Source organism: Propionibacterium cyclohexanicum (assembly GCF_900111365.1).
Lineage (GTDB): Bacteria > Actinomycetota > Actinomycetes > Propionibacteriales > Propionibacteriaceae > Propionibacterium > Propionibacterium cyclohexanicum.
The window spans coordinates 1-26,055 of the sequence record NZ_FOGZ01000017.1; the positions used below are offsets into that span (position 1 = coordinate 1).

Annotated in this window: 24 protein-coding genes and 4 tRNA genes; 13 read left to right on the forward strand and 15 right to left on the reverse strand. The window is 67.3% G+C overall.

Annotated elements, in window-relative coordinates; all coding sequences use genetic code 11:
• The first annotated feature begins 81 nt into the window (after positions 1-81).
• On the forward strand, positions 82-576 hold the full coding sequence (gene tpx / locus BMX93_RS08595; RefSeq protein ID WP_091970208.1) for a thiol peroxidase: 495 nt from the start codon (positions 82-84) through the stop codon (positions 574-576).
• Positions 577-666: 90 nt separating this feature from the next.
• Here the strand turns inward: tpx and BMX93_RS08600 are convergent, their stop codons facing one another.
• A complete protein-coding gene (locus tag BMX93_RS08600; RefSeq protein WP_091970100.1) occupies positions 667-1,413 on the reverse strand; it encodes an NAD-dependent protein deacylase in 747 nt (248 codons plus the stop codon).
• Between the two features lie 112 nt (positions 1,414-1,525).
• Between BMX93_RS08600 and BMX93_RS08605 the strand changes: the two genes are divergently transcribed.
• A complete protein-coding gene (locus tag BMX93_RS08605; RefSeq protein WP_091970103.1) occupies positions 1,526-3,166 on the forward strand; it encodes an LCP family protein in 1,641 nt (546 codons plus the stop codon).
• Positions 3,167-3,310: 144 nt separating this feature from the next.
• Here BMX93_RS08605 and argG read toward each other — a convergent pair whose 3' ends face one another.
• On the reverse strand, positions 3,311-4,744 hold the full coding sequence (argG, locus tag BMX93_RS08610) for an argininosuccinate synthase (RefSeq protein WP_218139284.1): 1,434 nt from the start codon (positions 4,742-4,744) through the stop codon (positions 3,311-3,313).
• Positions 4,745-4,878: 134 nt separating this feature from the next.
• Positions 4,879-5,853: an NAD(P)H-quinone oxidoreductase gene (locus tag BMX93_RS08615; protein ID WP_091970105.1), complete on the reverse strand. Its 975-nt coding sequence runs from the start codon at positions 5,851-5,853 to the stop codon at positions 4,879-4,881.
• A 152-nt stretch (positions 5,854-6,005) separates the two neighbouring features.
• On the opposite strand from BMX93_RS08615, the gene BMX93_RS08620 reads away from it, so the two are divergent.
• A tRNA-Ser gene (locus tag BMX93_RS08620) sits at positions 6,006-6,088 on the forward strand.
• Positions 6,089-6,110: 22 nt separating this feature from the next.
• Positions 6,111-6,545: a hypothetical protein gene (locus BMX93_RS08625; protein WP_091970108.1), complete on the forward strand. Its 435-nt coding sequence runs from the start codon at positions 6,111-6,113 to the stop codon at positions 6,543-6,545.
• Between the two features lie 85 nt (positions 6,546-6,630).
• Here BMX93_RS08625 and BMX93_RS08630 read toward each other — a convergent pair whose 3' ends face one another.
• Complete coding sequence (locus BMX93_RS08630) at positions 6,631-8,529, reverse strand: LCP family protein (RefSeq protein WP_177170145.1); 1,899 nt, start codon at positions 8,527-8,529, stop codon at positions 6,631-6,633.
• 242 nt (positions 8,530-8,771) lie between these two features.
• Here BMX93_RS08630 and BMX93_RS08635 point away from each other — a divergent pair.
• The 4 genes from BMX93_RS08635 to BMX93_RS08650 all read left to right on the forward strand — a co-directional run bounded on the left by BMX93_RS08635 (position 8,772) and on the right by BMX93_RS08650 (position 10,747).
• Positions 8,772-8,865, forward strand: a tRNA-Ser gene (locus BMX93_RS08635).
• A 230-nt stretch (positions 8,866-9,095) separates the two neighbouring features.
• Positions 9,096-9,171 (forward strand) — tRNA-Arg (locus tag BMX93_RS08640).
• A gap of 179 nt (positions 9,172-9,350) precedes the next feature.
• Positions 9,351-10,034, forward strand: coding sequence for an SDR family oxidoreductase (locus BMX93_RS08645; protein WP_091970112.1), 684 nt, complete (start codon positions 9,351-9,353; stop codon positions 10,032-10,034).
• Positions 10,031-10,747: a glycerophosphodiester phosphodiesterase gene (locus tag BMX93_RS08650; RefSeq protein WP_091970114.1), complete on the forward strand. Its 717-nt coding sequence runs from the start codon at positions 10,031-10,033 to the stop codon at positions 10,745-10,747. The genes BMX93_RS08645 and BMX93_RS08650 overlap by 4 nt, the downstream gene beginning before the upstream one ends.
• Before the next feature lie 95 nt (positions 10,748-10,842).
• Here the strand turns inward: BMX93_RS08650 and BMX93_RS08655 are convergent, their stop codons facing one another.
• Positions 10,843-11,664, reverse strand: a complete 822-nt coding sequence (locus tag BMX93_RS08655; RefSeq protein WP_091970115.1) for a shikimate dehydrogenase — start codon at positions 11,662-11,664, stop codon at positions 10,843-10,845.
• Between the two features lie 86 nt (positions 11,665-11,750).
• Here BMX93_RS08655 and BMX93_RS08660 point away from each other — a divergent pair, with 86 nt between their 5' ends.
• Complete coding sequence (locus BMX93_RS08660; protein WP_091970118.1) at positions 11,751-12,800, forward strand: lactonase family protein; 1,050 nt, start codon at positions 11,751-11,753, stop codon at positions 12,798-12,800.
• Positions 12,801-12,927: 127 nt separating this feature from the next.
• Here BMX93_RS08660 and BMX93_RS08665 read toward each other — a convergent pair whose 3' ends face one another.
• From BMX93_RS08665 to upp, 5 genes are all read right to left on the reverse strand, one after another.
• Complete coding sequence (locus BMX93_RS08665; protein WP_091970120.1) at positions 12,928-15,363, reverse strand: ABC transporter permease; 2,436 nt, start codon at positions 15,361-15,363, stop codon at positions 12,928-12,930.
• A complete protein-coding gene (locus BMX93_RS08670; RefSeq protein ID WP_425438777.1) occupies positions 15,363-16,115 on the reverse strand; it encodes an ABC transporter ATP-binding protein in 753 nt (250 codons plus the stop codon). Before BMX93_RS08670 ends, BMX93_RS08665 begins: the two co-directional genes overlap by 1 nt.
• A 125-nt stretch (positions 16,116-16,240) precedes the next feature.
• Positions 16,241-16,924 (reverse strand): response regulator, encoded by a 684-nt coding sequence (locus BMX93_RS08675; RefSeq protein ID WP_091970124.1) that lies wholly within the window; start codon positions 16,922-16,924, stop codon positions 16,241-16,243.
• Positions 16,921-18,171, reverse strand: coding sequence for a sensor histidine kinase (locus tag BMX93_RS08680; protein WP_091970126.1), 1,251 nt, complete (start codon positions 18,169-18,171; stop codon positions 16,921-16,923). Before BMX93_RS08680 ends, BMX93_RS08675 begins: the two co-directional genes overlap by 4 nt.
• Before the next feature lie 106 nt (positions 18,172-18,277).
• A complete protein-coding gene (gene upp, locus BMX93_RS08685) occupies positions 18,278-18,919 on the reverse strand; it encodes a uracil phosphoribosyltransferase (RefSeq protein ID WP_091970128.1) in 642 nt (213 codons plus the stop codon).
• A 107-nt stretch (positions 18,920-19,026) separates the two neighbouring features.
• Between upp and BMX93_RS08690 the strand changes: the two genes are divergently transcribed.
• The 3 genes from BMX93_RS08690 (at position 19,027) to BMX93_RS08700 (ending at position 20,313) form a co-directional block, all read left to right on the forward strand.
• Complete coding sequence (locus BMX93_RS08690) at positions 19,027-19,689, forward strand: tRNA adenosine deaminase-associated protein (RefSeq protein WP_091970130.1); 663 nt, start codon at positions 19,027-19,029, stop codon at positions 19,687-19,689.
• 17 nt (positions 19,690-19,706) lie between these two features.
• The gene (locus BMX93_RS08695) at positions 19,707-20,138 is read left to right on the forward strand and encodes a nucleoside deaminase (protein WP_091970132.1); all 432 of its coding nucleotides are present in this window, start codon (positions 19,707-19,709) and stop codon (positions 20,136-20,138) included.
• Positions 20,139-20,225: 87 nt separating this feature from the next.
• A tRNA-Ser gene (locus BMX93_RS08700) sits at positions 20,226-20,313 on the forward strand.
• Positions 20,314-20,412: 99 nt separating this feature from the next.
• Here the strand turns inward: BMX93_RS08700 and BMX93_RS08705 are convergent.
• Together BMX93_RS08705 and BMX93_RS08710 are read right to left on the reverse strand one after the other, a co-directional pair.
• Positions 20,413-20,595 carry a hypothetical protein gene (locus BMX93_RS08705; RefSeq protein ID WP_177170144.1) on the reverse strand — a complete coding sequence of 61 codons (183 nt, stop codon included), beginning with the start codon at positions 20,593-20,595 and terminating at the stop codon, positions 20,413-20,415.
• A 208-nt stretch (positions 20,596-20,803) separates the two neighbouring features.
• Positions 20,804-21,181 carry a hypothetical protein gene (locus tag BMX93_RS08710; RefSeq protein ID WP_245725804.1) on the reverse strand — a complete coding sequence of 126 codons (378 nt, stop codon included), beginning with the start codon at positions 21,179-21,181 and terminating at the stop codon, positions 20,804-20,806.
• A 373-nt stretch (positions 21,182-21,554) separates the two neighbouring features.
• Between BMX93_RS08710 and BMX93_RS08715 the strand changes: the two genes are divergently transcribed.
• Positions 21,555-21,965, forward strand: a complete 411-nt coding sequence (locus BMX93_RS08715; protein WP_091970138.1) for a cupin domain-containing protein — start codon at positions 21,555-21,557, stop codon at positions 21,963-21,965.
• Between the two features lie 50 nt (positions 21,966-22,015).
• Here the strand turns inward: BMX93_RS08715 and BMX93_RS08720 are convergent, their stop codons facing one another.
• From BMX93_RS08720 to BMX93_RS08730, 3 genes are read right to left on the reverse strand one after another with little or no spacing between them, the layout of a single operon-like run.
• On the reverse strand, positions 22,016-24,085 hold the full coding sequence (locus BMX93_RS08720; protein ID WP_091970139.1) for a dipeptide ABC transporter ATP-binding protein: 2,070 nt from the start codon (positions 24,083-24,085) through the stop codon (positions 22,016-22,018).
• On the reverse strand, positions 24,082-25,041 hold the full coding sequence (locus tag BMX93_RS08725; protein WP_091970141.1) for an ABC transporter permease: 960 nt from the start codon (positions 25,039-25,041) through the stop codon (positions 24,082-24,084). The genes BMX93_RS08720 and BMX93_RS08725 overlap by 4 nt, the downstream gene beginning before the upstream one ends.
• A complete protein-coding gene (locus tag BMX93_RS08730; RefSeq protein WP_091970143.1) occupies positions 25,034-25,960 on the reverse strand; it encodes an ABC transporter permease in 927 nt (308 codons plus the stop codon). The genes BMX93_RS08725 and BMX93_RS08730 overlap by 8 nt, the downstream gene beginning before the upstream one ends.
• Between the last annotated feature and the right edge of the window lie 95 nt (positions 25,961-26,055).

Here is a 26,055-nt window from a genome sequence, read left to right on the forward strand (position 1 = left end):
ATCCTCGGAAGGCCTCGGCCACTATCCGGGCACCGACGCGCCGCGCCCTCCCACCACGGCTGCTGCGTCGCCTACACCCTCATCTGGGAAGAGCCAGGAAATCCTGTCCACACCATCGGTGAGCTACCCGCGGTCGGCTCCACCGCACCCGATTTCGACCTCGTCGGCGCGGATCTGTCCGATATCAAGCTGAGCGACTTCTCGGGACGTCGTGTTGTGCTCAACATCTTCCCGAGCCTCGACACCGACACCTGTGCGCGCAGCGTGCGGCGCTTCAACGAGCTGGCTGCCGGGCTCGACAACACCACTGTGCTGTGCATCTCGAAGGATCTGCCCTTCGCGGCCGGTCGTTTCTGCACCGCCGAGGGCATCGAGAATGTGCTGACGGCTTCTGCTTTTCGCACCCACCGTTTCTCGGAGGACTACGGCGTGCGCCTCGTCGACGGTCCGCTGGCGGGCCTGTTCGCCCGCAGCGTTGTCGTCGTCGACGAGTCCGGGAAGGTCGCCTACACCCAACTCGTGTCCGAGATCGCGGACGAGCCGGACTACGACAAGGCCTTGGCTGCTCTCAAGTGAGTCGAGCTGCGGCCGGTCCCTCGCGTGAGACCGGCCGCGAGCGCTCTGGAGTAGATCGGCTGGGGCCGCCTTCAGCGGCCCGGGGGTAGATCAGCTGGTCACACCCTGCACCGAGTCGACGGCATCGCCCAGCACGGTGTCGATCGAGTCATGGATCACGAGTTGCGCCCGTCGGTCGGCGGGGGTGGCCGACTTGTTGATGAGCACCAGATGTTCGCCGGTGAAGTGGTCGACCAGGCCGGCGGCGGGGTGGACATTGAGCGAGGTCCCCCCGACAAGCAGCACGTCCGCCGCGCGGATCGCCTCCAGTGCAGCCTCCATCACCTGGGCTTCCAGGGGCTCCTCATAGAGCACGACGTCCGGCTTGATGATGCCCTGGCAGTGGCTGCAGCGCGGTATCCCGGTCGAGTTGGCCACGGCCGCGAGCGGGAAGCGGTGGCCACAGTCGACACAGTGATTGCGCAATACGCTGCCATGCAGCTCGAATACCGTGCGTGATCCCGCGAGCTGGTGCAGGCCATCGATGTTCTGCGTCACGACGGCGCTCAGCACGCCGCTCTTCTCGAGACTCGCGAGGGCACGATGGGCGCGATTGGGGCGCGCCTGGGGGTGGAGCAGGTAGGTGCGGTAAAAGTCATAGAAATCCTCGGGATGATCGCGCCAGCAGCTGCGGGACAGCATGTACTCCGGTGGTCGGCTGCTACCCGAGCTCAACGCATAGAGTCCGGTCGCAGAGCGGAAATCCGGTATTCCACTGGGCGTGGAGACCCCTGCGCCACCGAAGAAGACCGCATTGCGGGCTCCTGACAGAATGCGCTGCAGAAGGGCGGTGCTCATGGCACCACCTTAGGCGGGTCTCGCTCCTCACGGCGCGGGTCGTGCCTCCGCCCGGGGCAGCGCCTCCACAGCTTGGGGGGCGACACTTGGGCAAACTCCGGAGGATCATGAGATGAGCGAAGAACTGCCCGTTGACCACCCGTATCGCCCGCGTCGCCGGCTACACCGGCGGCGCCGGATCCTTGCGCTGGCCGCCCTCGGCCTGGCGCTTGTCCTTGTCGCCGCGCTCGCCGCCGTCGGCATCTATCTATGGCGCGCCGACAGCGGAATCAGACGTTCCTCGGCAATCGTGAAGTCGGGCGCGCCGGTGTCGGGCGAACTCAATCTTCTGGTCATGGGGCTCGATTCGCGCGTCGACGTCAACGGCAATCCATTGCCGGCCGCCGCATATGAGGCCCTGCACTCGGGGGACGAGAGCGATGGTGGCCTGAACTCGAATGTCCTCATGTATGTGCACGTGCCGGCAGGCGGCGCCGCAGCCACGGTCATTGCGATTCCGCGCGACGATTATGTCGACCTCCCCGGCTGCCCGGATGGGGAATGCAAGGCCAAGATCAAGGAGGCCTATGGTCTGGCGGCCGACCAGAAGTCCAAGGAGCTGGCAGCCGAGGGTCATACGGATGCAGCGGCCTACCAGGCGTCGCGCGACGCCGGGCGTGCCGAACAGGTTGCAGCCGTCGAGCAGTTTCTCGGTGTCCAGATCGACCACTTCGTCGAGGTGACGATGGTCGCCTTCCTACAGATAGCACAGGTGGTCCAGCCCATCACGGTATGCGTCAAGGAGAACACCGTCGACACCTACTCGGGAGCCGACTTCAAGGCGGGCACACAGCAGATCGACGCCGATCAGGCGGTCGCTTTCGTACGGCAGCGCCGCGACACGAGCAATCCCGGTCTGGAGTTCACCGATCTCGACCGGTCCAGGCGTCAGCAGGCATTCATCGCCTCGCTGTTCACGAAGCTCAAGCAGACCAATGTCCTGACGAATCCCGCCACGCTGAACCGGCTCGTCAAGGTGGCCCAGCAGAACACCGTCATCGACTCCCAGCTGGGCATCTCCGATCTCACCTCCTTGGCGTCCTCGATGGACGGCTCGAAGATGCATTTCTACACGCTGCCCATCGCCAGGTTCGGCACCGATTCGGCGGGCCAGTCGGTGAACATCGTGGACGTTTCCGCTGTGCGCGCCATCGTGGCAAAGCTCCTCGCCCCACCGGCAGCCTCCTCGGCACCGGCCACTGCAGCGCCCACCTCGTCGCCGGCCACTGCAGCGCCCACCTCGTCGCCGGCCACTGCAGCGCCCTCGTCGGCGGCCGAGGAGACCTTCGGCACCGGCACGACGGTGTCGGTGGTCAACGGCTCGGGAGCCTCCGGTGCGGCGGCCTCGCTCATCCGAGAGCTGGGTCACTACGGTTTCGGGGCCGGTACCGCCAGCACGGCGTCCAGCCGGGTGGCAGACTCAAGCCTCGTCTATGCCAGTGGCTCGCAGCAGGTGGCCCAGAGGCTCGCCACCCTGATCGGCATCGATGACCTGCGCGAGGACGACGATCTGGGTGCCGGGGAGATCAAGGTGACCATCGGGACGTCCTTCGACTGGAGTTCGCCCTCGGCGGGGACCAGCAGCACCGCTGGCACCAGCGCACCGGAGAGCTCCCTGCCCAGTCCGGTATCGGCCACCGGTGGGGGAACCACCGGTCCGGCGCCGACCGATCTCACCGAGATGGCCGGCGGCGGGGTGCCCTGTGTGAAGTGAGCCGGGCCTGCGTCCCGAAGAGGCCGGAGAGCCTGCGGGCTCTCGCCGGGCGAACGAAATCCGCGACGCCAGGGACAGGCGATCGCCCGGTGTGCGGGTCGGGTGACAGGCCCACACACCGGGCGGGATTTGTGCCGAGGTCAGCTAGTCGGTGCCGGATTCCATTGCGGCGTTGTCCAACGGTGTACTGGGCTGCGCTCCGGGATGGTTCGGATTGTCCGCGATCGAGGCGGACTTGCCCGGTTCGAGCTGTCCCACGAGCTTGGCTGCCTCCCCGCCGGTGAGTTGGCCCTGGCTGGCGTACTGCTCGAGGCGCTCGCGGGAATCGGAGATGTCCAGATTGCGCATCGTGAGCTGGCCGATCCTGTCGAGCGGGCCGAAGGCCGCGTCCTCGACGCGCTCCATCGACAGCCGCTCGGGGTGGTAGCTGAAGGCTGGGCCGGTCGTGTCGAGGATGGAGTAGTCCTCGCCGCGGCGCAACTTCACGGTGACCTCTCCGGTCACGACGCTGGCCACCCAGCGCTGGATGGACTCACGAATCATGAGCGCCTGGGGATCGAGCCAGCGTCCCTCGTAGAGCAGCCGGCCCAGCCGCATGCCCTCGGTGCGGTAGTTGATGATGGTGTCCTCGTTGTGGATGGCGTTCACCAGACGCTCGTAGGCGATGAACAACAGAGCCATGCCGGGTGCCTCATAGATGCCGCGGCTCTTCGCCTCGATGATGCGGTTCTCTATCTGGTCGCTCATGCCCAACCCGTGGCGCCCGCCGATCTCGTTCGCCTTGGTCACGAGCTCGACGGCTGTGTCGAAACGCTCGCCGTTGATGGCCACCGGGCGGCCCTGCTCGAAGGCGATCCGGACGGTCTCGGGCTCGATGGTGACGGCCGGGTCCCAGAAGCGGACGCCCATGATCGGCTCGACGCTCTCGAGCGAGATGTCGAGGTGCTCGAGGGTCTTGGCCTCATGAGTGGCGCCCCAGATGTTCGCATCGGTGGAGTAGGCCTTCTCCTTGGAATCGCGATAGGGCAGGTTGTGCTGGTGCAGCCACACGCTCATCTCGTCGCGCCCACCCAGTTCGCCCACGAAGTCCTCGTCGAGCCATGGCTTGTAGATCCGCAGAGCCGGATTGGCCATCAGCCCATAGCGGTAGAAGCGCTCGATGTCATTGCCCTTGTAGGTCGATCCGTCACCCCAGATGGACACGCCGTCCTCGGCCATCGCGCGCACCAGCAGGGTGCCGGTGACCGCGCGCCCGATGGGCGTGGTGTTGAAGTAGGCGCGCCCGGCGCTCTTCACGTGGAATGCCCCGCAGGCCAGCGCCGACAGGCCCTCCTCGACGAGTGACTCCTTGCAGTCGACGAGGCGGCTGATCTCGGCGCCGTACTGGCCCGCCCGGCCGGGCACCGATTCGATGTCGGGCTCGTCGTACTGGCCGATATCGGCGGTGTAGGTGCAGGGGATGGCACCTTTGGAGCGCATCCAGGCCACGGCGCAGGAGGTGTCGAGTCCGCCACTGAAGGCGATGCCGACGCGCTCGCCGACGGGAAGGGAGGTGAGAACCTTAGTCACACCCGCCAGCATAACCTGAAAGTTATGCGATGTCCATCGAGTCTCCAAGCGTGAACCGACTAACAACTATGCCCTTCGGCGAATAACTATGCGTAAGTTGCCGCGTCGCGCCGGTCGGTCCTCGTGGATGCCACAACTGCAGCTCAGCTGTTCACGAGGATGATCTTTCCCATCTGCTCGCCGGACTCGAGGAGAGCGTGCCCGCGAGCTGCCTGGTCGAAGGGGACCCGGGTCTGGTGGCCGGGGACGATCTGGCCCGAGCTGATCATCGGCCAGACGACCTGCTCGACTCTCCGGCAGATCTGTGCCTTCTGCTCCGGCGTGCGAAAACGCAGGTTCGTCGCGGTGACCGTGCCGCGCCGGTTCAGCAGCTCGGCGATGTTGAGAGTGCCCCGCGTGCCCTTCTGCATCCCGATGATGACCAACCTGCCGTCCAGCGCGAGCGAGCTCACGTTCATCTCGAGGTACTTCGCGCCGATGATGTCGAGGATCACGTCGACGCCACGGTCCTGGGTGGCCACCATCACTGCTGAGTGCCAGTCCTCGTGATAGTCGAAACCCTCGTCGGCGCCAAGGCTGCGGCAGTAGTCGAGCTTGCTCTGGGTGCCGGCTGTCACGAACACCCGGGCCCCCAATGCCTTGGCGTACTGGATGGCGAAACTCCCCACTCCGCCGGCGCCACCGTGGATGAGGACGGTCTGACCGGAGCCGAGCTTCACATGGTCGAAGTTGGAGACCACTGTTGCCGCGACCTCCACGAGGCCGGCCGCGACGAGCGGGTCGATACCCTGCGGCAGGCTCAGCAGCTGGCCGGCCGGCACGACGAAGTACTCGGCATAGGCCCCACCGGCCAGGAGTGCGAGGGTCTGTTCGCCGACCTCGTGGCCACTCACTGCCTCGCCAAGGGCTTCGATCACTCCCAGCGCTTCCAGCCCCATCACATCCGTCACCCCCGGCGGCGGCGGATAGTGCCCCTCGCGTTGCAAGATATCGGCGCGGTTGATTCCAGCCGCCTGGGTGCGCACGAGCACCTCGCCCGGCCCCGGCTGCGGCGTGGGAACCGAGATCAACTCCAGTTTCTCCGAGCCGCCTGGCTCGCTCACTGCGATTGCGTGCATGATCCAAGGATGCCAGAGCCCTCGGGCGCCAGGTTGCCGGCGAGGCACCGTGCCGGTGCGATCGTGGCATCTGGGCGCGGCGGCGCCGAGATGCCGGGCGGCCCGGGCAGCGGCGTGTCGGCTACGATGAGTGCGCGCCCGCAAGGCGCATTGGCGAGGTCGCATAGTGGACGAGTGCAGCCGCCTTGAAAGCGGCCGAGCGAAAGCTCCGTGGGTTCGAATCCCACCCTCGCCGCTGCTTGCCATGAAGGGGAGACATGAATCGCTACGTGCTGCGTCCTCGTCCGCCCCGCCGCGCACTGGTGCTCGGCGTCGCGGCCACCGTGCTGGGCCTGGCCGCGGGGATCCTCGGCATCGTTCTCGACTGGGCCCTCGTCGTCGTGATCCTGGGGTTGGTCGTGCTGGCCGCGGGGATCGCTGTGCTGGCGCTGCTCGCCTACTCGCTGGCCCATCACAGTCTCCACGTCGACCTGGACGAGGTGGGATTCCGGGTCCATGGACCGGGGCTGGACAAGAGGGGCAGCTGGGCGCACGTCACCCGCGTCGCGTTGACCCCGGACGGCTCTCGCCTGGTGATTGCCTCCGGTGCGATCAAGCGCACCTACATCATCTGCTCCAATGGCGGCGATGATCCTGTGATGAAGGCGGTCGTCGCCGATATTGCATCGCGTGTCGCTGCGATCAGCGCTTGAGGCGCTGTCTGGGGCGCCGGTTCACCGGCGAGAGCCGAGCTGCCCCGGCCCTCGGGGGCACCGATCCGGGGGCACCGATCCGGTCTCACTTCGCGGGGGTGAAGGAGCACACATCGGCCAGGTTCTCCTGGGGTGCCACCGAGGGCGAGGCCTCGGGCTGCGGGGCGAGGGCGCTGGCCTGCTCCACGCTCGGCTGGGGATCGGCGCTGGGCTGTGCGCCAGCCGCGGCAGTGCTCGGTGCAGGCGCCGGCGTGATGCCCTCGCTCGAGTCGATCGCTGAGGTGATGGCGGCGCGCATCGCCGGGTAGTCGGGGTTTCCGGGCACGATCTCATTGGCCACCGGGGTGCCGTCCAGGCTTTGCGCGAAGACGACGCGGGTCACCTGGGCGTCCTTCACCTTCAGCGCCAGGTCGGCGATGTCATCGAGCAGGTTCTCGGGGATGTCGGTGCTCATCATGTTCTGGCCTGCCGAGGCGATCGCCTCGTAGCGGGTGAGCATGGTCTGGGGATTGGCCTGCTTGACCACCGCATTGATGAGGCAGCTCTGGCGCCGCATGCGTCCATAGTCGTAGTCGGGGTCATTGCAGCGGCTGCGGGCGTACCACATGGCGTCCGCGCCGTTCAGATGCTGATTCGCGCCGACGTTCAGATGCCCGTCGACGCCACAGGCCTCGGTACCGTAGCCGTCGACGTGGCCGCCCTTGGCGATCGGGAAGTTCACGTTGACCGTCACGCCGCCCATGGCGTCCACGAGCTTCTGGATCCCGTCGATGTTGATCATCACGAAGTAGTCGACAGACAGCCCGGTGATCCCGCTCACCGCCAGCTTGGTGGCGTCTGCGCCCTTGTAGTCGGTGTCCTGAAACAGCTCAGGGTGCTCCTGTGGCACCTCGTTCCACACGGCGTTGAGCATGTAGGAGTCCTCGCTGCCGGTGACCCCGTCCCAGATGCGTCCATGGGGATAGACCTTGGCCAGGTCCGAGCCGGGCGGGAAGGGCACGTTCTCGAGGTTGCGGGGCAGCTGGATGAGAACCGTATTGCCGGTGTGGGTGTCGATCGAGGCGAGGATGACGGTGTCGGTGCGCAGGCCCAGCTCCGTGTCACGGCCAGCACCGGAGTCGCCTCCCAGCAGCAGGATGTTGAGCCTTTCCTTGTCGGCGAAGGGATTGGCCTCGTTGGTGATGTGCGGGCGGGTCTTGGAACGCGCGTTGTCGTTGCCGAATACATCGGCGATCACCGAACCCGTGGTGAAGGAGTAGGCAGACCCGAGACCGGTGGGGGTGGCCACCAGGACCGACATGACGAACACGAGCGTGGCGCCGATGATCCGCTGGGCCCTGGTCATCCGCGCCGGTCGCGCGGTGAGATAGGTCCCCACCACGAGCGCCACCCACAGCACGGCGGCGATGGCCAGCGCGATGCCCAGCACGGTGAATTTGGTCGAGCTCATGACCAGGCCGACGAGGATCTGGGGACGAAGCCACGCCGCCAGCCCCACGGACATCGCCCCGAGCAGGCAGATGAGGAAGATGGTGAGGCCCGCCAGGGTACGTCGGGTGCCGAGCAGCCCGGTGCCGGGGATGAGGGTGCCGATCGTGGTGCGTAACGCAGTGCTGCCGAAGCCGCCAGGATGCTCGTGACCGGATCGCACACCCGAGCCCCGTTGGCCGGCCTGGCTTCGGGCCCGGGCGCCGCTGCCCACCGAGGCGGGCGCCGGTGGCTCGCGCAGTCCCTCGCGTTCCACGTCGTAGGGCATCTCGGCGCCGGGATTGGCAGCTGCGGAATCCGGGCCAGCAGGCGGTGTCTGCGAGAACGGTGCCTGCGAGAACGGTGCCTGCGAGAACAAGGCTCGCTGCGGGGAACCGTGGTGGCCGGCGTCGGGGGTCTCGGCTGCAGGACGCGCATACCGCGGCACGTAGTGCTCAGGGCGCTCGGAGCCTTCGGACTCGTCGCCGGAGCCGCGTGTGGTTCGTCGTGTGGCCATGACACCTCTGTAGCAGTTGGCACTGCAGACGGCATCGACCGTAGCTGCAGGTCTTGGTGGGGCAACCGGCGGGGCACCTAGCACAACGTGCTCGATCCCAGCGGCTCGGTCAGCGCGACCGGGCGGATACGGCGGCACCGATTCTCCCATGATGCCTCATGAGCCCGTGCCCATGAAGTCAGGTGGGCGCTTAGGGGTCTCTTTGCTCCCCGGGCCCCGACCGGATAGGGTGAGTTGGCGCTGGAGGTGTCGCCTAGTCCGGTCTATGGCGCCCGCCTGCTAAGCGGGTTTGGGACTTAAATCCCATCGCGGGTTCAAATCCCGCCACCTCCGCCAGTGAGATGTCCCGGGGCAGTGATGTTCCAGGCCATCGAGACAGCCCGGATCCACCTCGTGGGTTCGGGCTGGTGCTTTGTGCGCTCGGGCGCCACGAGCTGGCCCGTGAGCGGGGCGCCACGAGGTAGCCCGTCGTCCGCCCCCGCTGCACCGGTACCCGGCTCCCGCCATGGCTCGGATTGGCGTTGTCGCAGCCGACGGGGTAGAGTCTCTACTCGCTGTACGGCAAAGCGCCCGTAGCTTAATGGATAGAGCATCTGACTACGGATCAGAAGGTTGAGGGTTCAAGTCCCCCCGGGCGCGCCAGTCGAACCCCCGAGTAGCAATTCTGTGCAGCAATTCCGGCGTGTCGAGTTGTCGCGTGCACCATCCGCCCAGCTCCTCGGCTGGCGCCGTTCTGGCCGAGTGCTCCTGCGTCCTCACGGCTGGCTGGCGCAACGGATCGCGGACGATCCGCGGGACCCTGGACGGCTAGGCTGTATGCCGTGACCGAGCGCAGACATGTCCTGATCACCGGAGCAACGCGCGGCATCGGCCGCGCCATCGCCGAGGAACTTGCTCCGCACTGGCACATCCTCGTGGGCGGGCGGCGCCGCGAGGCAGTGGATCAGGTGGTCGCGCAGCTACCCAGCGCCGAGCCCTTCGTCGCCGAACTCACCGATGACGATGCCACCCTCAGCGCCGCATCTGGAATCGGCCGTCTCGACGCGCTCGTGCACTCGGCCGGCATCACGGTGCTCGGCAACATCGCCGAGCTGACACGCAGCGACTGGCGCGCCCAGTTCGAGCTCAATGTGGTGGCGGTGGCCGAGCTCACCCGTCTGCTGCTGCCACGTCTGCGCGAGGCCAATGGCCAGGTGATCACCATCAATTCCGGCTCGGGGCTCCGGTCCGCACCGGGCAACGGGAGCTACTGCGCCTCGAAGCATGCACTGGTGGCCTTCACCGATGCCCTGCGCGAGGAGGAACGCGGACGAGTGCGGGTCACGTCGATTCATCCTGGGAGAGTGGATACGGATATGCAGATCGCCATCCAGGCGCAACTGGGGCACGAGTACGAGCCGGAGCGCTATCTGGCGCCTCGGGACGTGGCGCGCACAGTTGCGCTCGCCCTGTCGATGGACCCGGGTGCCAACCTCGACGTCGTCTCGGTGAGGCCGGCACGATGACACTGGTATGGGCCCACCGCGGGGCGAGCAAGGCCGCCCCGGAAAACACCCTTCCGGCATTCGAGAGGGCGGCCGAGCTCGGCGCGGACGGCGTCGAACTGGACGTCCAGCGCACCGCGGACGGCGAGCTGGTCGTCTGTCACGACGAGCAGATCGACCGGACCAGCGACGGACGTGGCTTCATCGCCGAGTACTGCCTGGACGAGTTGCGCGGGTTCGACTTCGCCAACCACATGTCGGGCTTCGGCAAGCTCCCGATCCCCACACTGGCGGACGTTCTCGACCTGCTCAAGGAGACCCCCCTCACCGTCAACATCGAACTGAAGAACTCCGTGGTGGCCTATCCCGGGATGGAGTCCCAGGTGGCCGAGCTGGTGCATCGCTGCGGTTGGGATGACCGTGTCCTCTATTCATCGTTCAACCACCGCTCGATGCGCGCGATGGCCGACCGCGGCTACCGCGCGGGCCTGCTCTACGAGACCGTGATGTGGAAGCCGCAGGAATACGGCGTCAAGCTGGGTGCTGCGGCGCTGCACCCAGCCGGGACAGCGGTGCGGCTCAACCCGCACTGCGTCCGCAAGGCCCATGGCCGCGGGCTGAGCGTCAACGTGTGGACGATCGACCAGCCCGAGCAGATCAAGGCGCTCGCCCATCTCGAGGTGGACGCGATCATTACGAATGTCCCCGATGTGGCGGTCGCCACCCTGCGCTAGCGCAGCCGGGCTGATGTGCGATGGGCGCCCATCGCCGGTCCACGCTCTGCGAATCCAGGCTCTGCGAATCCACGCTCTGCCGGCCGGAAACCTCTTCAGCCGCGGGCAGCTACCGCCTGGCGGCACAGTTCCAGCAGGGGCTCGGCCTGCGGGCGCCGGCCCGTCATGAGCACCACCTGATCGATGGCCTGGTATACGAGCAGGTCGACGCCATCCACGTCGAGCGCCCCGGCAGCCTGCGCGGCGCGGCTGAGGTTCGTCGGGTAGTCGTGGTAGACGATGTCGAACACCACCGGCGTCAGTGCCGCGAGCTGCACCGCCCGGCTCGGCTCGAAGACCGTTGGCACGGTGGATATCAGGATGTCAGCGGGGTGCTCGCCCAGGCTGTCGAGACTAGTCCAGTCGACCACCTCGACGTCGACGCCCAGAATGGCGGCAATCGGGTCGAGGCTGTCGTGGGCGCGCTGGACACTGCGGGCGGCCACCGTGATGGTGCTGACCCCCAGGGCCTCCAGCGCGGCAAGGGCGCTGCGGGCCGTGGCGCCCGCCCCGAGCACGATCGCCGTGCCGGCCTTCTCCACACCGTGGCTGGCCAGAGCCACCCGCATCCCGGTGACATCGGTGTTGTAGAGCCTGTTGGGATGCCCGAAGACCAAGGTATTGGCCGCATTGAGGTCCTTGGCCCGCTGTTCGGCCAGCCCGTGCTCGAGCAGCGCCGATTTCAGCGGAGCGGTCACCGACAGGCCCACCCACTGTGTCGTGCAGCTCGCCAGGAACTCGGGCAGCGCCTGGGGGGTCACGTCGAAGGACTCGTAGCTCCAGTCGCGCAGGCCGAGTTGTTCGTAGGCGGCGCGGTGCAGGATCGGCGACAGAGAATGCGCGATCGGGCTTCCGATGACGGCGCAGCGATGGGTCATGGGGCCTCCACAGACGGCGGGCTTCCCGCTGCACTCTACCGCCGCAGGCAGAGCACTCCTCGGTGGGTGCGCGGTAGTTTGGCGCCATGGCCGAACACTTCTGCTGCATTGCCGGACGCCAGGCTGGCGTTGTCTCCGTGGTCCGCTTCGACGATCGGGCCGAGAGCGCCGAGATCGTCCATCAGCTCGCGGTGGGTGCCAAGCCGATGCCCCTCATCCGCGGAGCGGGCCCCCGCCGGCTCATCGTCGCTGCCGGCACCGATCCGGTCCAGCTCATCACTGTGGAGATCGATGAGCACGGCAAGCTGGACATCGTGGCGGAGGTGCCAGCGCCGTTCGCGCCGACCTCGATGGCGCTGAGTCCCGACCGACGGATGCTTGCAGCGGTCTGCTATCACTCCAGCGAGCTTGCGTGGGTGCCGCTCGGTGCCGGTGGCGAGATCGAAGCCGATTCCTGGCAGGTCCGTCCCAGCGGACGCCAGCCGCACTGCATCGTCTTCGCCCCGGACGGTCGCTTCGCCTACCGCAGCGAACTGGGGGAGGACCGTGTGGTGGGCATGCGCGTCGACTCCCGGGGGCTGGTCGACGAGGAGGCGCTGGGCGTGCAGTTCCCCCAGACCGCAGGTCCTCGGCACATCCTCGTCGAGCCGGGCGGCGAGCATGTCTATGTGATCGAGGAACTGGGCGGCCAGGTGGTCCAGCTGAACAGGGATGTGCACGACGGGCGGCTCGGCATCGTCGGCCAGGTTAATTACTACGAGGATTCCGAGCACCTGCGGCCCGGAGTCTACGTGCCGCCGCAGCGTAAGCCCACCGACGACGAGCAGCGCAATCGCCTCTGGGGCGCCGACATCGTCCTGGGTCCCGGCGCTCACTGGCTAGTGGCATCGGAGCGGCGGGCGTCCACCCTCACGCTCTGGGCGTTGGAAGCCGACGGCGGCTTCGGCGCCCGGCTCGACCATGTGGTCACCGAGAAGCAGCCTCGGGCGATCGGGCTGGTGGGGCCCCGTCACGTCGTGGCAGGTGCCGAGAAGGGCGACAGCGCACGCTTCTACCGGGTGGGCACGGCGCTTGAGCCCGTGGCCCAGCTCAGTGGGCTGGGTGGTCCCTCCTGGTTTCAGACCGTGCCCGCCTGAGGCACTGCGGCGAAACCGGGGCGCAGGCAGGGACAGCCAGGCGCAGAAGCGGACCACTCCTGCGCCCGGTGTCCTCGTCGATGCGGTGCCCTCGTCGATGCGGTGTCGACTCGGCCGGTGGTGCGGCTCAGTCGGTGCTCAACGCCGCTGAGGGACTGATCCGTACAGCCCGGGCCGCGGGGATGAGCGAGGCGAGCCAGCCGGCGGCCAGGGCGACCACTGCGATGAGAGCCAGCCTGCCCCACGGCAGGGCGACGATGAGCGGGATCCCGCTCATCGTCATGAGGATCTTCGATCCGACCAGCCCATAGAGGCCACCCAGCACCAGGCCAAGCACCAGGGCGACGGCCGAGATGCTCACCGCCTCCCAACTGATCATCGCGCGCACCTGCCGGCGCGTCATGCCGGTTGCCCGCAGCAAGCCGATCTCCTGGGTGCGTTCCAAGACCGACAGGCCAAGGGTGTTCGCCACCCCGACCACGGCAATGAGCACGGCAACGCCCAGGAGGCCGACGGCGACTGCCAGCAGAATGTCGATCACCTGGGTGAACAACTGGCGCATCTGGGCACCGCTGTCCACCTGTGCGCCGGGCTGGGAGGCGATGGCGCGACCCAGGTCGGCGGTCACGGTGTTCACACTCGTGCCGTCCGCATAGCGCACCCAGATCTCCTCGGGAGCCTGGGGGGCCAGCCGGGACATGGTGGCGGTGCTCACCGCGAGCCCGGACGAATAGTCGCTCGACACCCTGACGGTGAGCGGGAGCTCATGGCCCTGGTAGCTCAGCGTGATCTTCTGCCCGTCATGGAACTCGGTATTGCTGGTACGTGCGGTCGTATCGTCCACACCGGTATAGCGCTCGGGGAAGCGGGTCACCTGCGCGGCGTGGGAGCTGACGCCCGTCACGGTGACATCGCTCGTCGTGGCGTCGTGGGTCACCTGCGCCCGCACGCTCGGCACGAGCGCCGCGTCACTGACGCCTGAAGTGCCGCGCACCGTTGTGAGCAAGGACTCATCGGCCCCTTGCGGAGTGGACACCACGGCGTCCTGGGGATAGTGCGAGACAAGCGTGCGGTCGGCGCTTGCCTGCGAGACCGCAGCTCCGACGCTGAGCAGGCTGATGAGGGTGACGCCGACGAGCAGGGCATTGGCCGTTGCGGCAGTGCGCCGCGGATTGCGCCGGGCATTGCCGACGGCCAACTCACCGGGCACACCGGATGCCCTCATGGGGCCGGCAAGCAGGGAGACCAGAGCGGGGATGAGCAGCCTGCTGAGCATGAGCACGCCGACGAAGCTGAGCAGTCCGCCTATCATCCCCACGGCGAGTCCACCGGAGGCCTCGGAGGATCCGCGGGTCGCTCCCCAGGCAAGCATCGCTGCGCCAGCGGCCACGAAGATGGCGCCAGGGACGATGCGGCGCAGCCGGACGGCGCCTGAGGCGCTGACGGCCAGCTCGGGCCTCAGGGCTGCCAGCGGAGCCACTCGGGTTGCGCTGCGCGCAGGGGCGAATGACGCCAGGGTGGTGACCACGAGGCCCACCAGCACCGGGACGATGACCGATGACAGGGACACGGTGAAGGGCAGTGGAGTGCTGATCGAGCCCTTGGCGAATTCTATGAACAGAGCTGCCAGGCCGAGGCCGAGACCAACGCCCACCACCGAGCTTCCCAGCCCGAGCAGCATCGCCTCGCCCACCACCATCCGGAACACCTGGTTGCGTGTCGCGCCGACGCAGCGCATCAGCGCGAGCTGACGGATCCGCTGGGTGATGAGGATGGCGAAGGTGTTCGTGATGACGATGGCCCCCACGAGAAGGGCGATGGCTGCGAAGCCGAGCAGCAGGCTCTGCAATGCATTGCTGTTGCCGGTGAGCTGCTTGACCAGGGTGCGTGTCTGGTCCGCGCCGGTTCGCACCGTGATGCCCTCGGCCGATGCTCCGGGCAGCTTCTCGACCTGGTCACGCAGCTGCGCGGGTTCGGTATTCGAGTCCAGGTAGACCTCGGAGTAGCCCTTGACTCCGGTGATCGCCATTGCGGTCGGCGCGTCGGCCATCACGAGCGGCATGTTCGGTGAACTGCTTGCTTCGTATCCCAGTTTGGCAACGCCTACCACGGTGTACTTCTCGAGGTGGTTCGCCTCACCGGTCACACTGATCGTCGTGCCGAGCCCAAGATGGCCGTCGGTGCGGGCGGCCTCGTTCACGGTGATCTCGTTGGGGGCATTCGCCCAGCGCCCGTCCACGATCTGGGTGTCGGCCGTTGGGGCGGGCTGGGATTGGATGGGAAGGAATTCGGGGACACCCTCGACCAGTGCCTGGGTGGAGCCGGAGACGATCTTGCGCGAGCCGGTCACCCCGGGCAGCGACGCGGCCGCGTCGGCAAACTCGGGTGTGATGGTGCTGCGACCAGCCGTGATGACCACCGCTGCGCCGTTGACCTGCCCGGCCGCCATCTGGCTGACGCCGGCGTTCAGGGAGGCGCCGAAGACGAGCGTCGCAGCGACGAAGGCGACGCCCAGCACGATGGCCAGGGCGGCGCTGATGAGTTGACGGGGCTGACGCAGCATCAGCGTTCACCGGCTTCGAGAGGTCCGCGGGAGGAATGATTGAGCTCGTCGGAGACGATCCGGCCGTCGGCCAGCTGCAGTACCCGATCGGCGTATCCGGCAGCGCGCGGATCATGGGTGACCATGACAATCGTCTGGCCGAGCTCGGAAACACTGCGGGACAAGAAGTCGAGGAGCTCACGGCTGGCCGTGGAGTCGAGCGCGCCGGTGGGCTCGTCGGCGAAGATCACCTCGGGCCGGGTGATGAGGGCGCGCGCCACGGCGACGCGCTGCTGCTGGCCCCCGGACAGTTCGCTGGGGCGATGAGCCAGACGGTCCCCCAGGCCCAGCACCCGTACCACGGTGTCGAACCACTTCTGGTCGGGCTGGTTGCGGGCCAGCTTGAGTGGCAGCAGGATGTTCTGCCTCGCGGTCATCGTGGGCAGCAGATTGAACGACTGGAAGACGAAACCGACCCGCTCGCGACGCAGCAGGGTGAGGGATGTGTCGTTGAGTGCTGTCAGCTCCACCTCGCCGATGAACACCTCACCGCTGGTGGCCTCGTCGAGCCCGGCTGCGCAGTGCATGAGGGTGGACTTTCCCGAACCCGACGGCCCCATGATGGCGGTGAACTCGCCGCGCCGGAAGTCCACCGACACGTCGTCGAGGGCGGTGACGGCGGTCTCCCCGCTTCCGTAGATCTTGCGCAGGTGCACGGTGCGCACGGCTGCGAGCTGTGGTTGTGTGATGGCTGTCATGGACACTCCTGACATCGATGGGCGGGGCCGGTTGCCCGGAACACCCACAACAATGCTTGTCAGGGGTCTACTCGGGCATCAGGCTGAGGGTTGGTCGCGGGCTCCACCCACAGGGGGATGCCGGTGGCCGGTTTCGGGGTTCAGGCCCTGGGGTGCACCAGGCCGGCGTCATAGGAGAAGACCACCATGTGCACCCGATCGCGCAGGTGCAGCTTGCTGAGGATATGGCCGATGTGGGTTTTCACGGTGGCCTCACCGAGGAACAGCGCGGCGGCGATCTCGGTATTGTTCATGCCGCGCCCCACCAGGGTGAGCACCTCCCTCTCGCGCTCGGTCAGTGCCTGGATACGCGTTGTCGCGTCGCTGGGGTCTGCATCGTGCGGGAGGGCCGGCACGAACCGCTCCAGGAGCCGCCGGGTTGCGCTCGGAGCCACGACCGCGTCCCCGGAGGCCACTGCCCTGATCGCGGCGAGCAGTTCGGCGGGCCCGGCGTCCTTGAGCAGGAAACCCGAGGCACCGGCCTGGAGTGCCGCGTAGACGTATTCATCGAGGTCGAAGGTGGTGAGCACCAGCACCCGGGCCGAGCTGTGCGTGGCGATCTGCTTGGTCGCCGCGATGCCGTCGAGTACGGGCATCCGGATGTCCATGAGCACCACCTGGGGGGCAAACGGTGTCGGGGCGCTCAGCACGGCGTCCACCGCGGCCTGCCCGTCACCGGCCTCGGCCACCACGGTCATATCGCTCTGGGAGTCGAGCACCATCCGGAAGCCGACGCGCACCATCTCCTGGTCGTCGGCCAGCAGCAGGCGCACCGGATCGGTCATGACCGTTCCTCCTCGTGGGGATCGTGTGACCCTACCGGCAGCGTAGCGATCACCTCGAAACCGCCATCCAGCCGATCCCGGGCGGTCAGCTCGCCGCCGAAGGAGGCACTTCGCTCCCGCATGCCGATGAGGCCGTGCCCGTGCCCGTCGCCGGTGCCGCTTCCCCGGCCGTCGTCGCGCACCGAGACGACGAGCTGGTCGGGCCGATGGTCGAGCAGCACCCAGGCATGGGCGGCAGGCCCGGCATGCTTCATGACATTGGTGAGCGACTCTTGGACGATCCGGTAGGCGGCGGTCTGTCGTGTCGCGCTCAAGGGCGGGTGAGCAGCGGGGTCGCCGCTCACCCGCAGTTCGACGGGCAGCCCCGAGGCTCGGGCGGTGGCGACCAAGGTATCCAGATCGGCCAGCTGGGGCTGGGGCGCGGTGTCCAGGGCGTCGCCGTCACGCAGCACACCGACCAGCGTGCGCGTCTCGCGCAGTGCCTCGCGGGCGGCCCCGCCGACGGTGGCCAGCGCGGACCTGGCCAGGTCCAGTCTGTTCTCGGCTGTTCCGGGCTGATCGAGGGCATAGCGCGCACCGTCGGCCTGCACGACGATCACACTGAGCGAGTGCGCCACGATGTCGTGCATCTCGCGAGCGATCCGGGAGCGCTCCTGCTCGGCGGCCAGTTGCGCCGAGCGGTCGCGCTCCAGTTCCAGGGCCTCGGCGCGCTGGCGCAGGGTGGCGACGGTGGCGTGACGTTCGCGATTGAAGGCGCCCATCGCCCACGACGAGACGACCACGGCCGTGAGGGCGAGGAAGCTGATGCCCAGCGCGATGAACTCGGACACGCCGGGATTGAGCCAGGAACTCCACCGTACGGTGGCCAGTCCTGCGCAGACGATGCCGATCCCCAGCCACAGATGTCCCTGGCGGCGGGTCCTGCCGTGCGCTGCCACGGCGTAGAGGAGGATCGGGACGAAGAAATTGGGCAGCATCGGGCCCCGGACGGCGACGAGCTGCACCAGATGGGCGGGCACGATGAGCGCACAGGCGAGCGAGGGATTGGCGCGCCGCCACAGCAGCGGGACGAGAAAGCCGAGCGACCAGGCGATGCCCAGCGCAACCATCATCGGGTGGGGATTGTGCTGGATTGCCAGTTCGATGCAGTTGGCAAGAGTGAGGGGAGCGAGCACAACGGCCCGGACGGCATCGCCCACCATCGGGCGCGCGCCGAACCAGTCGCTGATCTGCTTGACGCTCGGCACCGCTCAAGCCTAGGCAGTGCCGGTGCGAGAGGTCCTCCCCCAGTGGGGGGAGCGCCCCTCAGGTCTGCGGCGGATGGCGGTTGCTGCCCCTGGGTCGGGCCAGCCCCTAGTCGACCAGCCCGTAGAGGCGATCCCCGGCATCGCCCAAGCCAGGGATGATGTATCCGTGTTCGTTGAGGTGCTCGTCGACAGCGGCCACCACCAGGGTGCACCGCACGTGCAGATGCGCCACGAGCTCGCGGAAGGACGCGATCCCTTCGGGGGCGGCGATGAGGCAGATACAGGTGATGTCGTCGGCGCCGCGCTCGGCGAGGAAATCGACGCAGCCCGACAGGGATCCCCCGGTGGCGAGCATGGGATCGAGCACGAAGCACTGGCGTCCGGACAGGTCCTTGGGCAGCCTTTCGGCGTACGTGGTGGGACGCAGCGTCTCCTCGTCGCGAACCATTCCCACGAAGCCGACCTCGGCGGTGGGCACCAGCCGGGTCATCCCCTCGAGCATGCCCAGGCCGGCGCGCAGGATCGGCACGACCAGTGGCTTCGGCTCGGCGAGGCGGGTGCCAGTGGTTGTCGCCACGGGGGTGGTGATCTCGACCGGTTCCACCCGCACCTCGCGCGTCGCCTCGTAGGCAAGCAGGGTGACCAGCTCGGCGACGAGCGCCCGGAAGGTGGGGGATCGGGTGCTGGCCTCGCGCAGATGGGTGAGCTTGTGGGCAACCAACGGATGATCGACGACTTTGAGTTCCACGCCCCCACTGTCCCATAAGGTTGGCGACGGGACATCTGAGCCCTCATCAGGGTGCGCTGGACAGCCCGGACATGGAATGCTGGGCGGGGAGCCTTGGAGGTTGTGAGATGAGCGACGTTGACAAGACGCGCGACAGCGATGGTGCCGAGGACGTCGAGAGCTTGGAGAGCCTCGGTCACGAGAACGACTTCGACTCGGGAGTCGTCGCCGACGACTACGACGATCTCGACGACGACGTGCCCGACGACGATGACTCCGATGACGACCTCGACGATGACGACGAGGAGTATGAGGACGCCTCGCCCGAGGAGATCGATTTCGTCGTTGCCATGTACCGCGAGGACGGGATGCCCACCGTCACCGAACTGCCCGAGGCCTGTGCCAACGATCTCGAGGAACTGATTGCGCAGCTTCGCCGGGTACCCGGCGACGTGGGGGCGCTCGGCGCGGTGAGCATCAATGGTGAATTCTTCGTCCTATGCCGGGTGCGCGGTCCTCAGGTACAGGTGCTGCTCAGCGATGTGGTGGCCTCGAACGACTGGCCGATCGCGCGTGATGCCGTGGACTTCCTCAATGTCGATGTTCCTGACCCCGACGACGAGCCGGAGCCGGTCGGTGATCTCGACATCCTTGTCGACCAGGGCGTCAGCGAGTTCGAGATGGAATCGCTGGCCGGCGACCTGGAGGAGGACTCCGATGAGCTGGTGCGCCGGGTCGCCCACGACATGAGGTTCGGCACGGTCTTCGACAAGGCGATCGCAGGGCAGTGACCCGTTGGGACGCAGCGATGCGCCGGGCGCTCGATGCGGCGGCGGACGCGGCGGCGCATGGCGATGTGCCGGTCGGCGCCGTGGTGCTGGGCTGCGATGGCACGATCATCGGCTGCGCCGGGAACAGGCGTGAGGCCGACCTCGACCCGACTGCGCATGCCGAGATCGTTGCCATCCGACAGGCCTGTGCCGGACTCGGATCATGGCGTCTGGAGGCGTGCACGCTGGTCGCCACCCTTGAGCCCTGCACGATGTGTGCCGGGGCGATCGTCGCGGCACGTATCGCGACCCTGGTCTTCGGAGCCTTCGATCCCAAGGCGGGGGCGGTGGCGTCCCTGTGGGATGTGGTGCGCGATCCGCGGCTCAATCACCGTCCGGTGGTGGTGAGCGGAGTCTTGGCACAGCACAGCGAGGAGTTGCTCGCCAGCTTCTTCCGCGGGCATCGCTGAGGCCCGCGTCGGGCTCGGGGCGATGCCGGCGCGGTGTCGCCCCAGCGGATTGGCGCGGTATTGAGCCACACCGGTAGAGTGACCCCCGGTGACGTGTCTGAGCGGCCGAAAGAGCTCGCCTCGAAAGCGAGTGTGGTGCAAGCCACCGAGGGTTCAAATCCCTCCGTCACCGCCACAGTGTGGACCCTCGCAGACCGCGCCACGATGCGGTCTGCGAGGGGTGCAGCCCTTGATGACGAGGACGCGAAAGCAACGAAAAAGTAACCAAAGGTGTTCAGCCGTCCTCGCCCAGATCCGGCTCGTCGTCGAGCAGGGGTTCCTCGACGTAGCACCCGTCCTCGTCATACCGGTTCAGCCCGATCTCGTCATCGTGGCGAGCGATCTCGGCCTTGTCTGCCTTCGAGGCCTTCCGGTACGCGGTCCGGAGCTTGTTCGTGACATGCCGTCGAGCGGCCATAGGAATCGTGCCTTCCACACAGGCAAGCTTCGCGCTCAAAGAACATGAGGCACCAACACCACCCACCCGCTCAAGAAACGTGAGGCACGTCGCAGGGTTGACGCGCCGGCCTCTGAGAGCTTCAATCGAATCATCGCCCCACCCGATGGGAACGGGGAAGTAGAGGCCAGGACACCTGCGGTTTCGTAGGACCTGGCCTTCGCGCTGTCTACAGACTGATCACGATCTCCTGGATCGATACGGCTACTCGCGCATCCAGCTCTGTCCCGGCGGCGCGGGCATCTCCTACCGCCCCTAGAACGATATCGGCGGCCCACAGCAGCGGTTCTTCGGCACCTCGACGCCACTCAGCTCGGAGGTCACCTGTGATGACACCACGACTGCGCAGGCCGTCAATACGGCGGAGGTCGGTCTGATCCTGGTGCGGCGTCCGGGACTCGAAGACAACTTTGGTGACACCGGCCTGATCCAGTTCCCAGAAGAGACGCTCAAAGCAGCGGCCCCGCACCCGTTCTTGCCGGATGCCGATCATGGGGGCCCCGATCACCACGACGTGATGAAGACACAGCTCCGGAATCGCGTCCATCACCGGTTTCTTGCCCGCCTCACCGAGGTCCCTCCAGTGCAGCTTGTTGCCTCGCGGGGCGAATCTCGCCAGCACCTCGGCCGCCGTGTCGTAGGACTCGGGACTGGTGATCGAGGCACCGAGCCGACACCCGACATCGAGCAGGCAGCGGATCGCTCGTGATCGCCGGGGGGACGGTCCCGGTGCCCCGGCACTTCACGGCCTGCCCGATGGGGTGGGTGCAGATCCATGGGCATGCGAGCCCGGGGACGGGCTGTCCGGCGGCCTCAGATCTCATGAGCCGTACCTGTGGTCTGGTGGCGTGGCCGGCCCTCGGGTGGGTAAACCGCCGGGTGGACGGCCAGATCGGCCGTGCACGGAAGGAGCTTGGGGAATGATCCGCAACGAAGCAGTCCGCAATGGAGTGGTGTTCGCGCCCGGAGAGGACAACGCCCTCGCCGCGAACTTCGCCGGGCAGACCCTGCTGCGTCAGCTCGTCGACGACTCGACGCTCGACGTGGCGGTGAGCAATGTCACCTTCGCCCCCGGCGCCCGAACCAACTGGCATGTCCACCGCGACGGCTACCAGATCCTCCTCATCACCGGTGGGGACGGCTGGATCCAGGAGGAAGGCGGCCCGGCGCGCCGAGTCGCGCCCGGCGATGTCGTGACGATCGGCGAGGGGGTGAAGCACTGGCACGGTGCTTCGGCCGACTCCTGGTTCGTCCACATCGCCATCACGAAGGGTGTCACCGAATGGCTCGAGCCCGTCGGCGACGCCGAGTACGGCGCGGTCGAGGGCTGAGCGCCCCCGACGGCTGCGCGAGCGCCATCGCGCCCTGGTGGCTGCGCTGGCTACGATGCTGTCCCGGAGGGCTCGGTTGGCGCCCCGGCCCCGCCGATGTGCAGCGACCCACCAGGAATCGCCTCGATGAGCTCGCGCGTATAAGCCTGCTGCGGATGCGCGAAGACCTCGTCGGTGCTGGAGTGCTCCACGATGCGGCCATGCTGCATCACCACCACCTCGTCGGCGATCTGGCGAACCACCGCCAGATCGTGGGTGATGAACAGATAGGTCAGCCCGAACTCGGCCTGCAGATCATTGAGAAGCGTGAGGATCTGTGACTGGACAAGCACATCAAGGGCTGACACCGCCTCGTCGCAGACGATCACCTCCGGATCGAGGGCGAGCGCCCGGGCGATCGCGATGCGCTGGCGCTGCCCGCCCGACAGCTCATTGGGATAGCGGCGCAGGGTGGAAGCGGGCAACTGCACCATGTCGAGCAGTTCCCGCGCCCGCTTCTCGCGGCTGGCCCGGTTGCCGACATGATGGATGCGCATCGGCTCCACGAGTGCCCGGTAGATCGAGTATTGGGGGTCGAGCGAGCCGTACGGATTCTGGAAGACCGGCTGCACCCTGCGCCGGAAGTGCAAGAGCTCGGCCTTTCGCAGAGCCAGTGCATCGCGGCCGTCGAACAGGATCGAACCCTTCGTAGGCTCCAGCAGCCGCAGCACCATGTTCGCCACGGTCGACTTGCCTGAACCCGATTCGCCCACCAACGCCAGCGTGGTACCGCGGCGCACCTCGAAGCTCACGTCATCGACCGCCAGCAGCGGCTCCTTCGAGCCCCTGATGTCGAAGCGGCGCGTCAGATGCGAGACCTCGATGAGCGGGCGATGGTCCGCCAGCTCCGCTGTGCCCTGTGCTGCGCCAACCCCCGGTGCGCCAACCCCCGATGCGGGGGTGCCGGTGCGGACGGCTGCATGCTTGGTGCTCTGGATGCGCTGGGAGACCAGCGAGGGTGCTGAGGCGACGAGGCGCTTCGTATAGGGATGCTCGGGGTGTTGCAGGATGTCCAGTGCCGGACCCGACTCGACGACGCGACCCTTGTACATGACGACCAGGTGCTCGGCCCGCTCGGCGGCGAGTCCGAGGTCATGGGTGATGAGCAACACCGTGGTGCCGAGCTGGCGGGTGAGTCCCTCGAGATGGTCGAGGATGCGCCGCTGGACGGTGACGTCGAGTGCTGAGGTGATCTCGTCGGCAATGAGCAGCTTCGGCCGCCCCGCAAGGCCGATCGCGATGAGCGCGCGCTGGCGCATCCCTCCGGAGAACTCGTGAGGATACTGCCGGGCCCGGCGCGCGCTGTCGGGCAGTCCCGCCTCGGTGAGCAGCCCCGCCACCCGGTCATTGACCGTCGAACCGGTGACATGGCCAAGGGCGATCTGCTCGGCTCCCGAGATCTTGGCGGCCAGCAGGCGCCGGCGCACCTCGCTCCGGGTCACCGAGCCCACGTCCAGGGTCTCGTCCCAGCGCTTCATCTGCTCGTCCAGCGAGGTGCCCGAGACTCCGGAGTCCTCCAGCGCGCCCCGGATATCGGTGAGCAGAGCCGGCTTCGAAGCGCTCCCGAGGAAGAGCTCGTCGTCGTCGCGCGGTGAGCTCTCGGCCACCAGGCCGTCCTCCAGACGCTGGCGCTGTTCGCGAGTGACATCGAGGTGATTGGCCGTCAGGGCCTCCTTCACCTGGAAGCCGATCCGCCACACCGGGTTGAGGTTCGACATCGGGTCCTGGGGAACCAGGCCGATCTCGCTGCCGCGCAACCGCTCAAGTTCGCGGCGCCGCAGGCCGACGAGCTCGCGGCCCCCGAAGGTGATCGACCCTCCGGTGACCCGACCGCTGCCGGGCAGCAGACCGATGATGGCGTGCGCCGTCGTCGATTTTCCCGAGCCCGACTCGCCGACGATGGCCACGGACTGTCCCGGATAGATGGTCAGATTGGCGCCCCGCACCGCATGGACGCTGCCGCCACCCGTACGGAAGTCGACGTCGAGATTGCGTACCTCCACGAGCGGTTCGGGGACGGCACGCCGGCCGCCGGGCTGCTGGTCCTGGGTTGGCGTCGAGCGACGCAGATCTTCACTCATCGCTTCCTACTGGTCGGGTCGAGTGCTTCCCGGACGGCATCGCCGAGCAGGATGAAACTGAGCACGGTCACTGCCAGCGCACCTGCCGGGAAGAACAGCACCTGCGGGCGCACCCTCAGCAGCACCTGGGCACTGGAGATGTCGCCGCCCCATGAGACGATACTCGGAGGCAGGCCGATGCCCAGATAGGACAAGGTGGCCTCTGCCACGATGAACGTGCCCAGCGAGACGGTGGCGTTGACGATGATCGGCGCCAGCGCGTTCGGCAGGGCATGGCGCAAGAGGTTGTAGCGGCCCGAGGCTCCCAGCGCCGTCGACGCCGTGATGAACTCCGAGTTGCGGGCCTCGAGCACCGCGCCGCGGGTGATGCGGGCCTGCTGCGTCCACCCGAAGAGAGCCAGCGCCAAGATCACCTTCCAGACCGTCTCGCTCGTCTTGAAGGTGTTGAGCAGGACGATGGCGCCGAGCACCAGGGGCACGGCGAAGAAGATGTCGGTGATGCGGGCGAGGACGGCGTCGAGCCAGCCTCCGTAGAAACCGGCAAAGGCGCCGATCACCCCACCCAGCAGCATGACGATGAGGGTGGTGACGACGCCCACTGTCACCGAGGCGCGCGCGCCATGGATGACCCTCGCGAAGACATCGCAACCCTGCTGGTCGAAGCCGAACCAGTGCCCTGGGCCCGGTCCCGTCTGGGCATTGGTCAGCACGCAGTACTTGGGGTCCTCGTGGGTGAACAGATCAGGGAAGAGGGCCACGACGAGGATGAGCACGATGAGCACCGCAGAGACGATGAACAGCGGGTTCTTGCGCAGCGACTGCCAGGCATCGCGCCACATGCTCGTCGGCGGGGCCGAATCGTCGACCGAGTCGATGGCCGCGATCTCCTCGTGAGCTGTGTCGACATAGCGTTCCTGGCCGGGCAGGACTGTCGGGGACATGGAGGGCTCAGACATAGCGGATCCTCGGGTCGAGGACCGCGTACAGCAGGTCGACGACCAGGTTGGAGATGATGAAGATGAGCACGAGCAGCGTCACGATGGAGACCACCGTTGTGCCTTCGCCGCGCAGGATCGCCTGGTAGAGGGCGTTCCCGATCCCGTTCACGTTGAAGATCCGTTCGGTGACGACCGCGCCGCCCATGAGAGCACCGAGGTCCCCACCGAGGAAGGTGACGACCGGAATGAGCGAGTTGCGCAGTACGTGCACGCCGATCACGCGGCGCTCGGTGAGCCCCTTGGCACGCGCCGTGCGGACGTGGTCGGCGCTGAGATTGCTGCTCACCGAGGTACGCGTCAACCGGATGACGTAGGCCAGCGAGACGCTGGCAAGCACCAGTGCCGGCAGCAGCAGGCTTTGGAAGGTGGGGGAGGCGCCAGCCGTGGGTGGCAGCCAGTGGAGCTTGACGCCGAGCAGGAACTGCAGCACGAAACCGAAGACGAATGTGGGCACCGCGATGAGGGCCAGCGAGAGTACGAGGCTCACCGAATCGAACCAGCTGCCGCGGCGCAGCCCCGAGATGGTGCCGATGAGGATCCCGAAGACGGCCTCGATGATGAATGCCATGATGGCCAGCCGGATGGTCACCGGGAATGCCGTGGCGATGATGTTCACCACCGGTTGTCCCGAGAAGGTGTTGCCGAAGTTCAGGGTGAAGACGCCCTTGAGGAACAGCAGGTACTGAACGATGAACGGCTTGTCGAGGTTGTACTCGGCGCGGATCTGGTTCGCCACCACCGGGTTGACCGGCCGGTCGCCGAACATCGCCGTCACCGGATCACCGGGAAGAGCGAAGACGAGGGCGTAGATCAGCAATGTCGAGCCCAGCAGCACAGGGATGGCCTGAAGCACGCGTCGGCCTATGTAACGACCCATGAATTACTCCTTCGCGCAATGCGGTGAGCACGCTGCGCCGCAAGAGGGGCAACCCGTGGGCCGGCGGTGCCCGAGTGCACTGGGCACCCGGTCAC

Excerpts from the sequence above, each read along its gene's own strand:
- BMX93_RS08600 (WP_091970100.1), bottom strand. The coding sequence starts at position 1,413 with ATGAGCACCGCCCTTCTGCAGCGCATTCTGTCAGGAGCCCGCAATGCG.
- BMX93_RS08630 (WP_177170145.1), bottom strand. The coding sequence starts at position 8,529 with ATGGCCACACGACGAACCACACGCGGCTCCGGCGACGAGTCCGAAGGC.
- BMX93_RS08725 (WP_091970141.1), bottom strand. The coding sequence starts at position 25,041 with ATGTCTGAGCCCTCCATGTCCCCGACAGTCCTGCCCGGCCAGGAACGC.
- BMX93_RS08675 (WP_091970124.1), bottom strand. The coding sequence starts at position 16,924 with ATGACCGATCCGGTGCGCCTGCTGCTGGCCGACGACCAGGAGATGGTG.
- BMX93_RS08625 (WP_091970108.1), top strand. The coding sequence starts at position 6,111 with ATGAATCGCTACGTGCTGCGTCCTCGTCCGCCCCGCCGCGCACTGGTG.
- BMX93_RS08650 (WP_091970114.1), top strand. The coding sequence starts at position 10,031 with ATGACACTGGTATGGGCCCACCGCGGGGCGAGCAAGGCCGCCCCGGAA.
- BMX93_RS08615 (WP_091970105.1), bottom strand. The coding sequence starts at position 5,853 with ATGCACGCAATCGCAGTGAGCGAGCCAGGCGGCTCGGAGAAACTGGAG.
- BMX93_RS08605 (WP_091970103.1), top strand. The coding sequence starts at position 1,526 with ATGAGCGAAGAACTGCCCGTTGACCACCCGTATCGCCCGCGTCGCCGG.
- BMX93_RS08670 (WP_425438777.1), bottom strand. The coding sequence starts at position 16,115 with ATGTCAGGAGTGTCCATGACAGCCATCACACAACCACAGCTCGCAGCC.
- BMX93_RS08665 (WP_091970120.1), bottom strand. The coding sequence starts at position 15,363 with ATGCTGCGTCAGCCCCGTCAACTCATCAGCGCCGCCCTGGCCATCGTG.
- BMX93_RS08715 (WP_091970138.1), top strand. The coding sequence starts at position 21,555 with ATGATCCGCAACGAAGCAGTCCGCAATGGAGTGGTGTTCGCGCCCGGA.
- BMX93_RS08730 (WP_091970143.1), bottom strand. The coding sequence starts at position 25,960 with ATGGGTCGTTACATAGGCCGACGCGTGCTTCAGGCCATCCCTGTGCTG.
- BMX93_RS08710 (WP_245725804.1), bottom strand. The coding sequence starts at position 21,181 with ATGGACGCGATTCCGGAGCTGTGTCTTCATCACGTCGTGGTGATCGGG.
- BMX93_RS08655 (WP_091970115.1), bottom strand. The coding sequence starts at position 11,664 with ATGACCCATCGCTGCGCCGTCATCGGAAGCCCGATCGCGCATTCTCTG.
- BMX93_RS08720 (WP_091970139.1), bottom strand. The coding sequence starts at position 24,085 with ATGAGTGAAGATCTGCGTCGCTCGACGCCAACCCAGGACCAGCAGCCC.
- BMX93_RS08695 (WP_091970132.1), top strand. The coding sequence starts at position 19,707 with ATGCGCCGGGCGCTCGATGCGGCGGCGGACGCGGCGGCGCATGGCGAT.
- BMX93_RS08690 (WP_091970130.1), top strand. The coding sequence starts at position 19,027 with ATGAGCGACGTTGACAAGACGCGCGACAGCGATGGTGCCGAGGACGTC.
- BMX93_RS08705 (WP_177170144.1), bottom strand. The coding sequence starts at position 20,595 with ATGGCCGCTCGACGGCATGTCACGAACAAGCTCCGGACCGCGTACCGG.
- BMX93_RS08660 (WP_091970118.1), top strand. The coding sequence starts at position 11,751 with ATGGCCGAACACTTCTGCTGCATTGCCGGACGCCAGGCTGGCGTTGTC.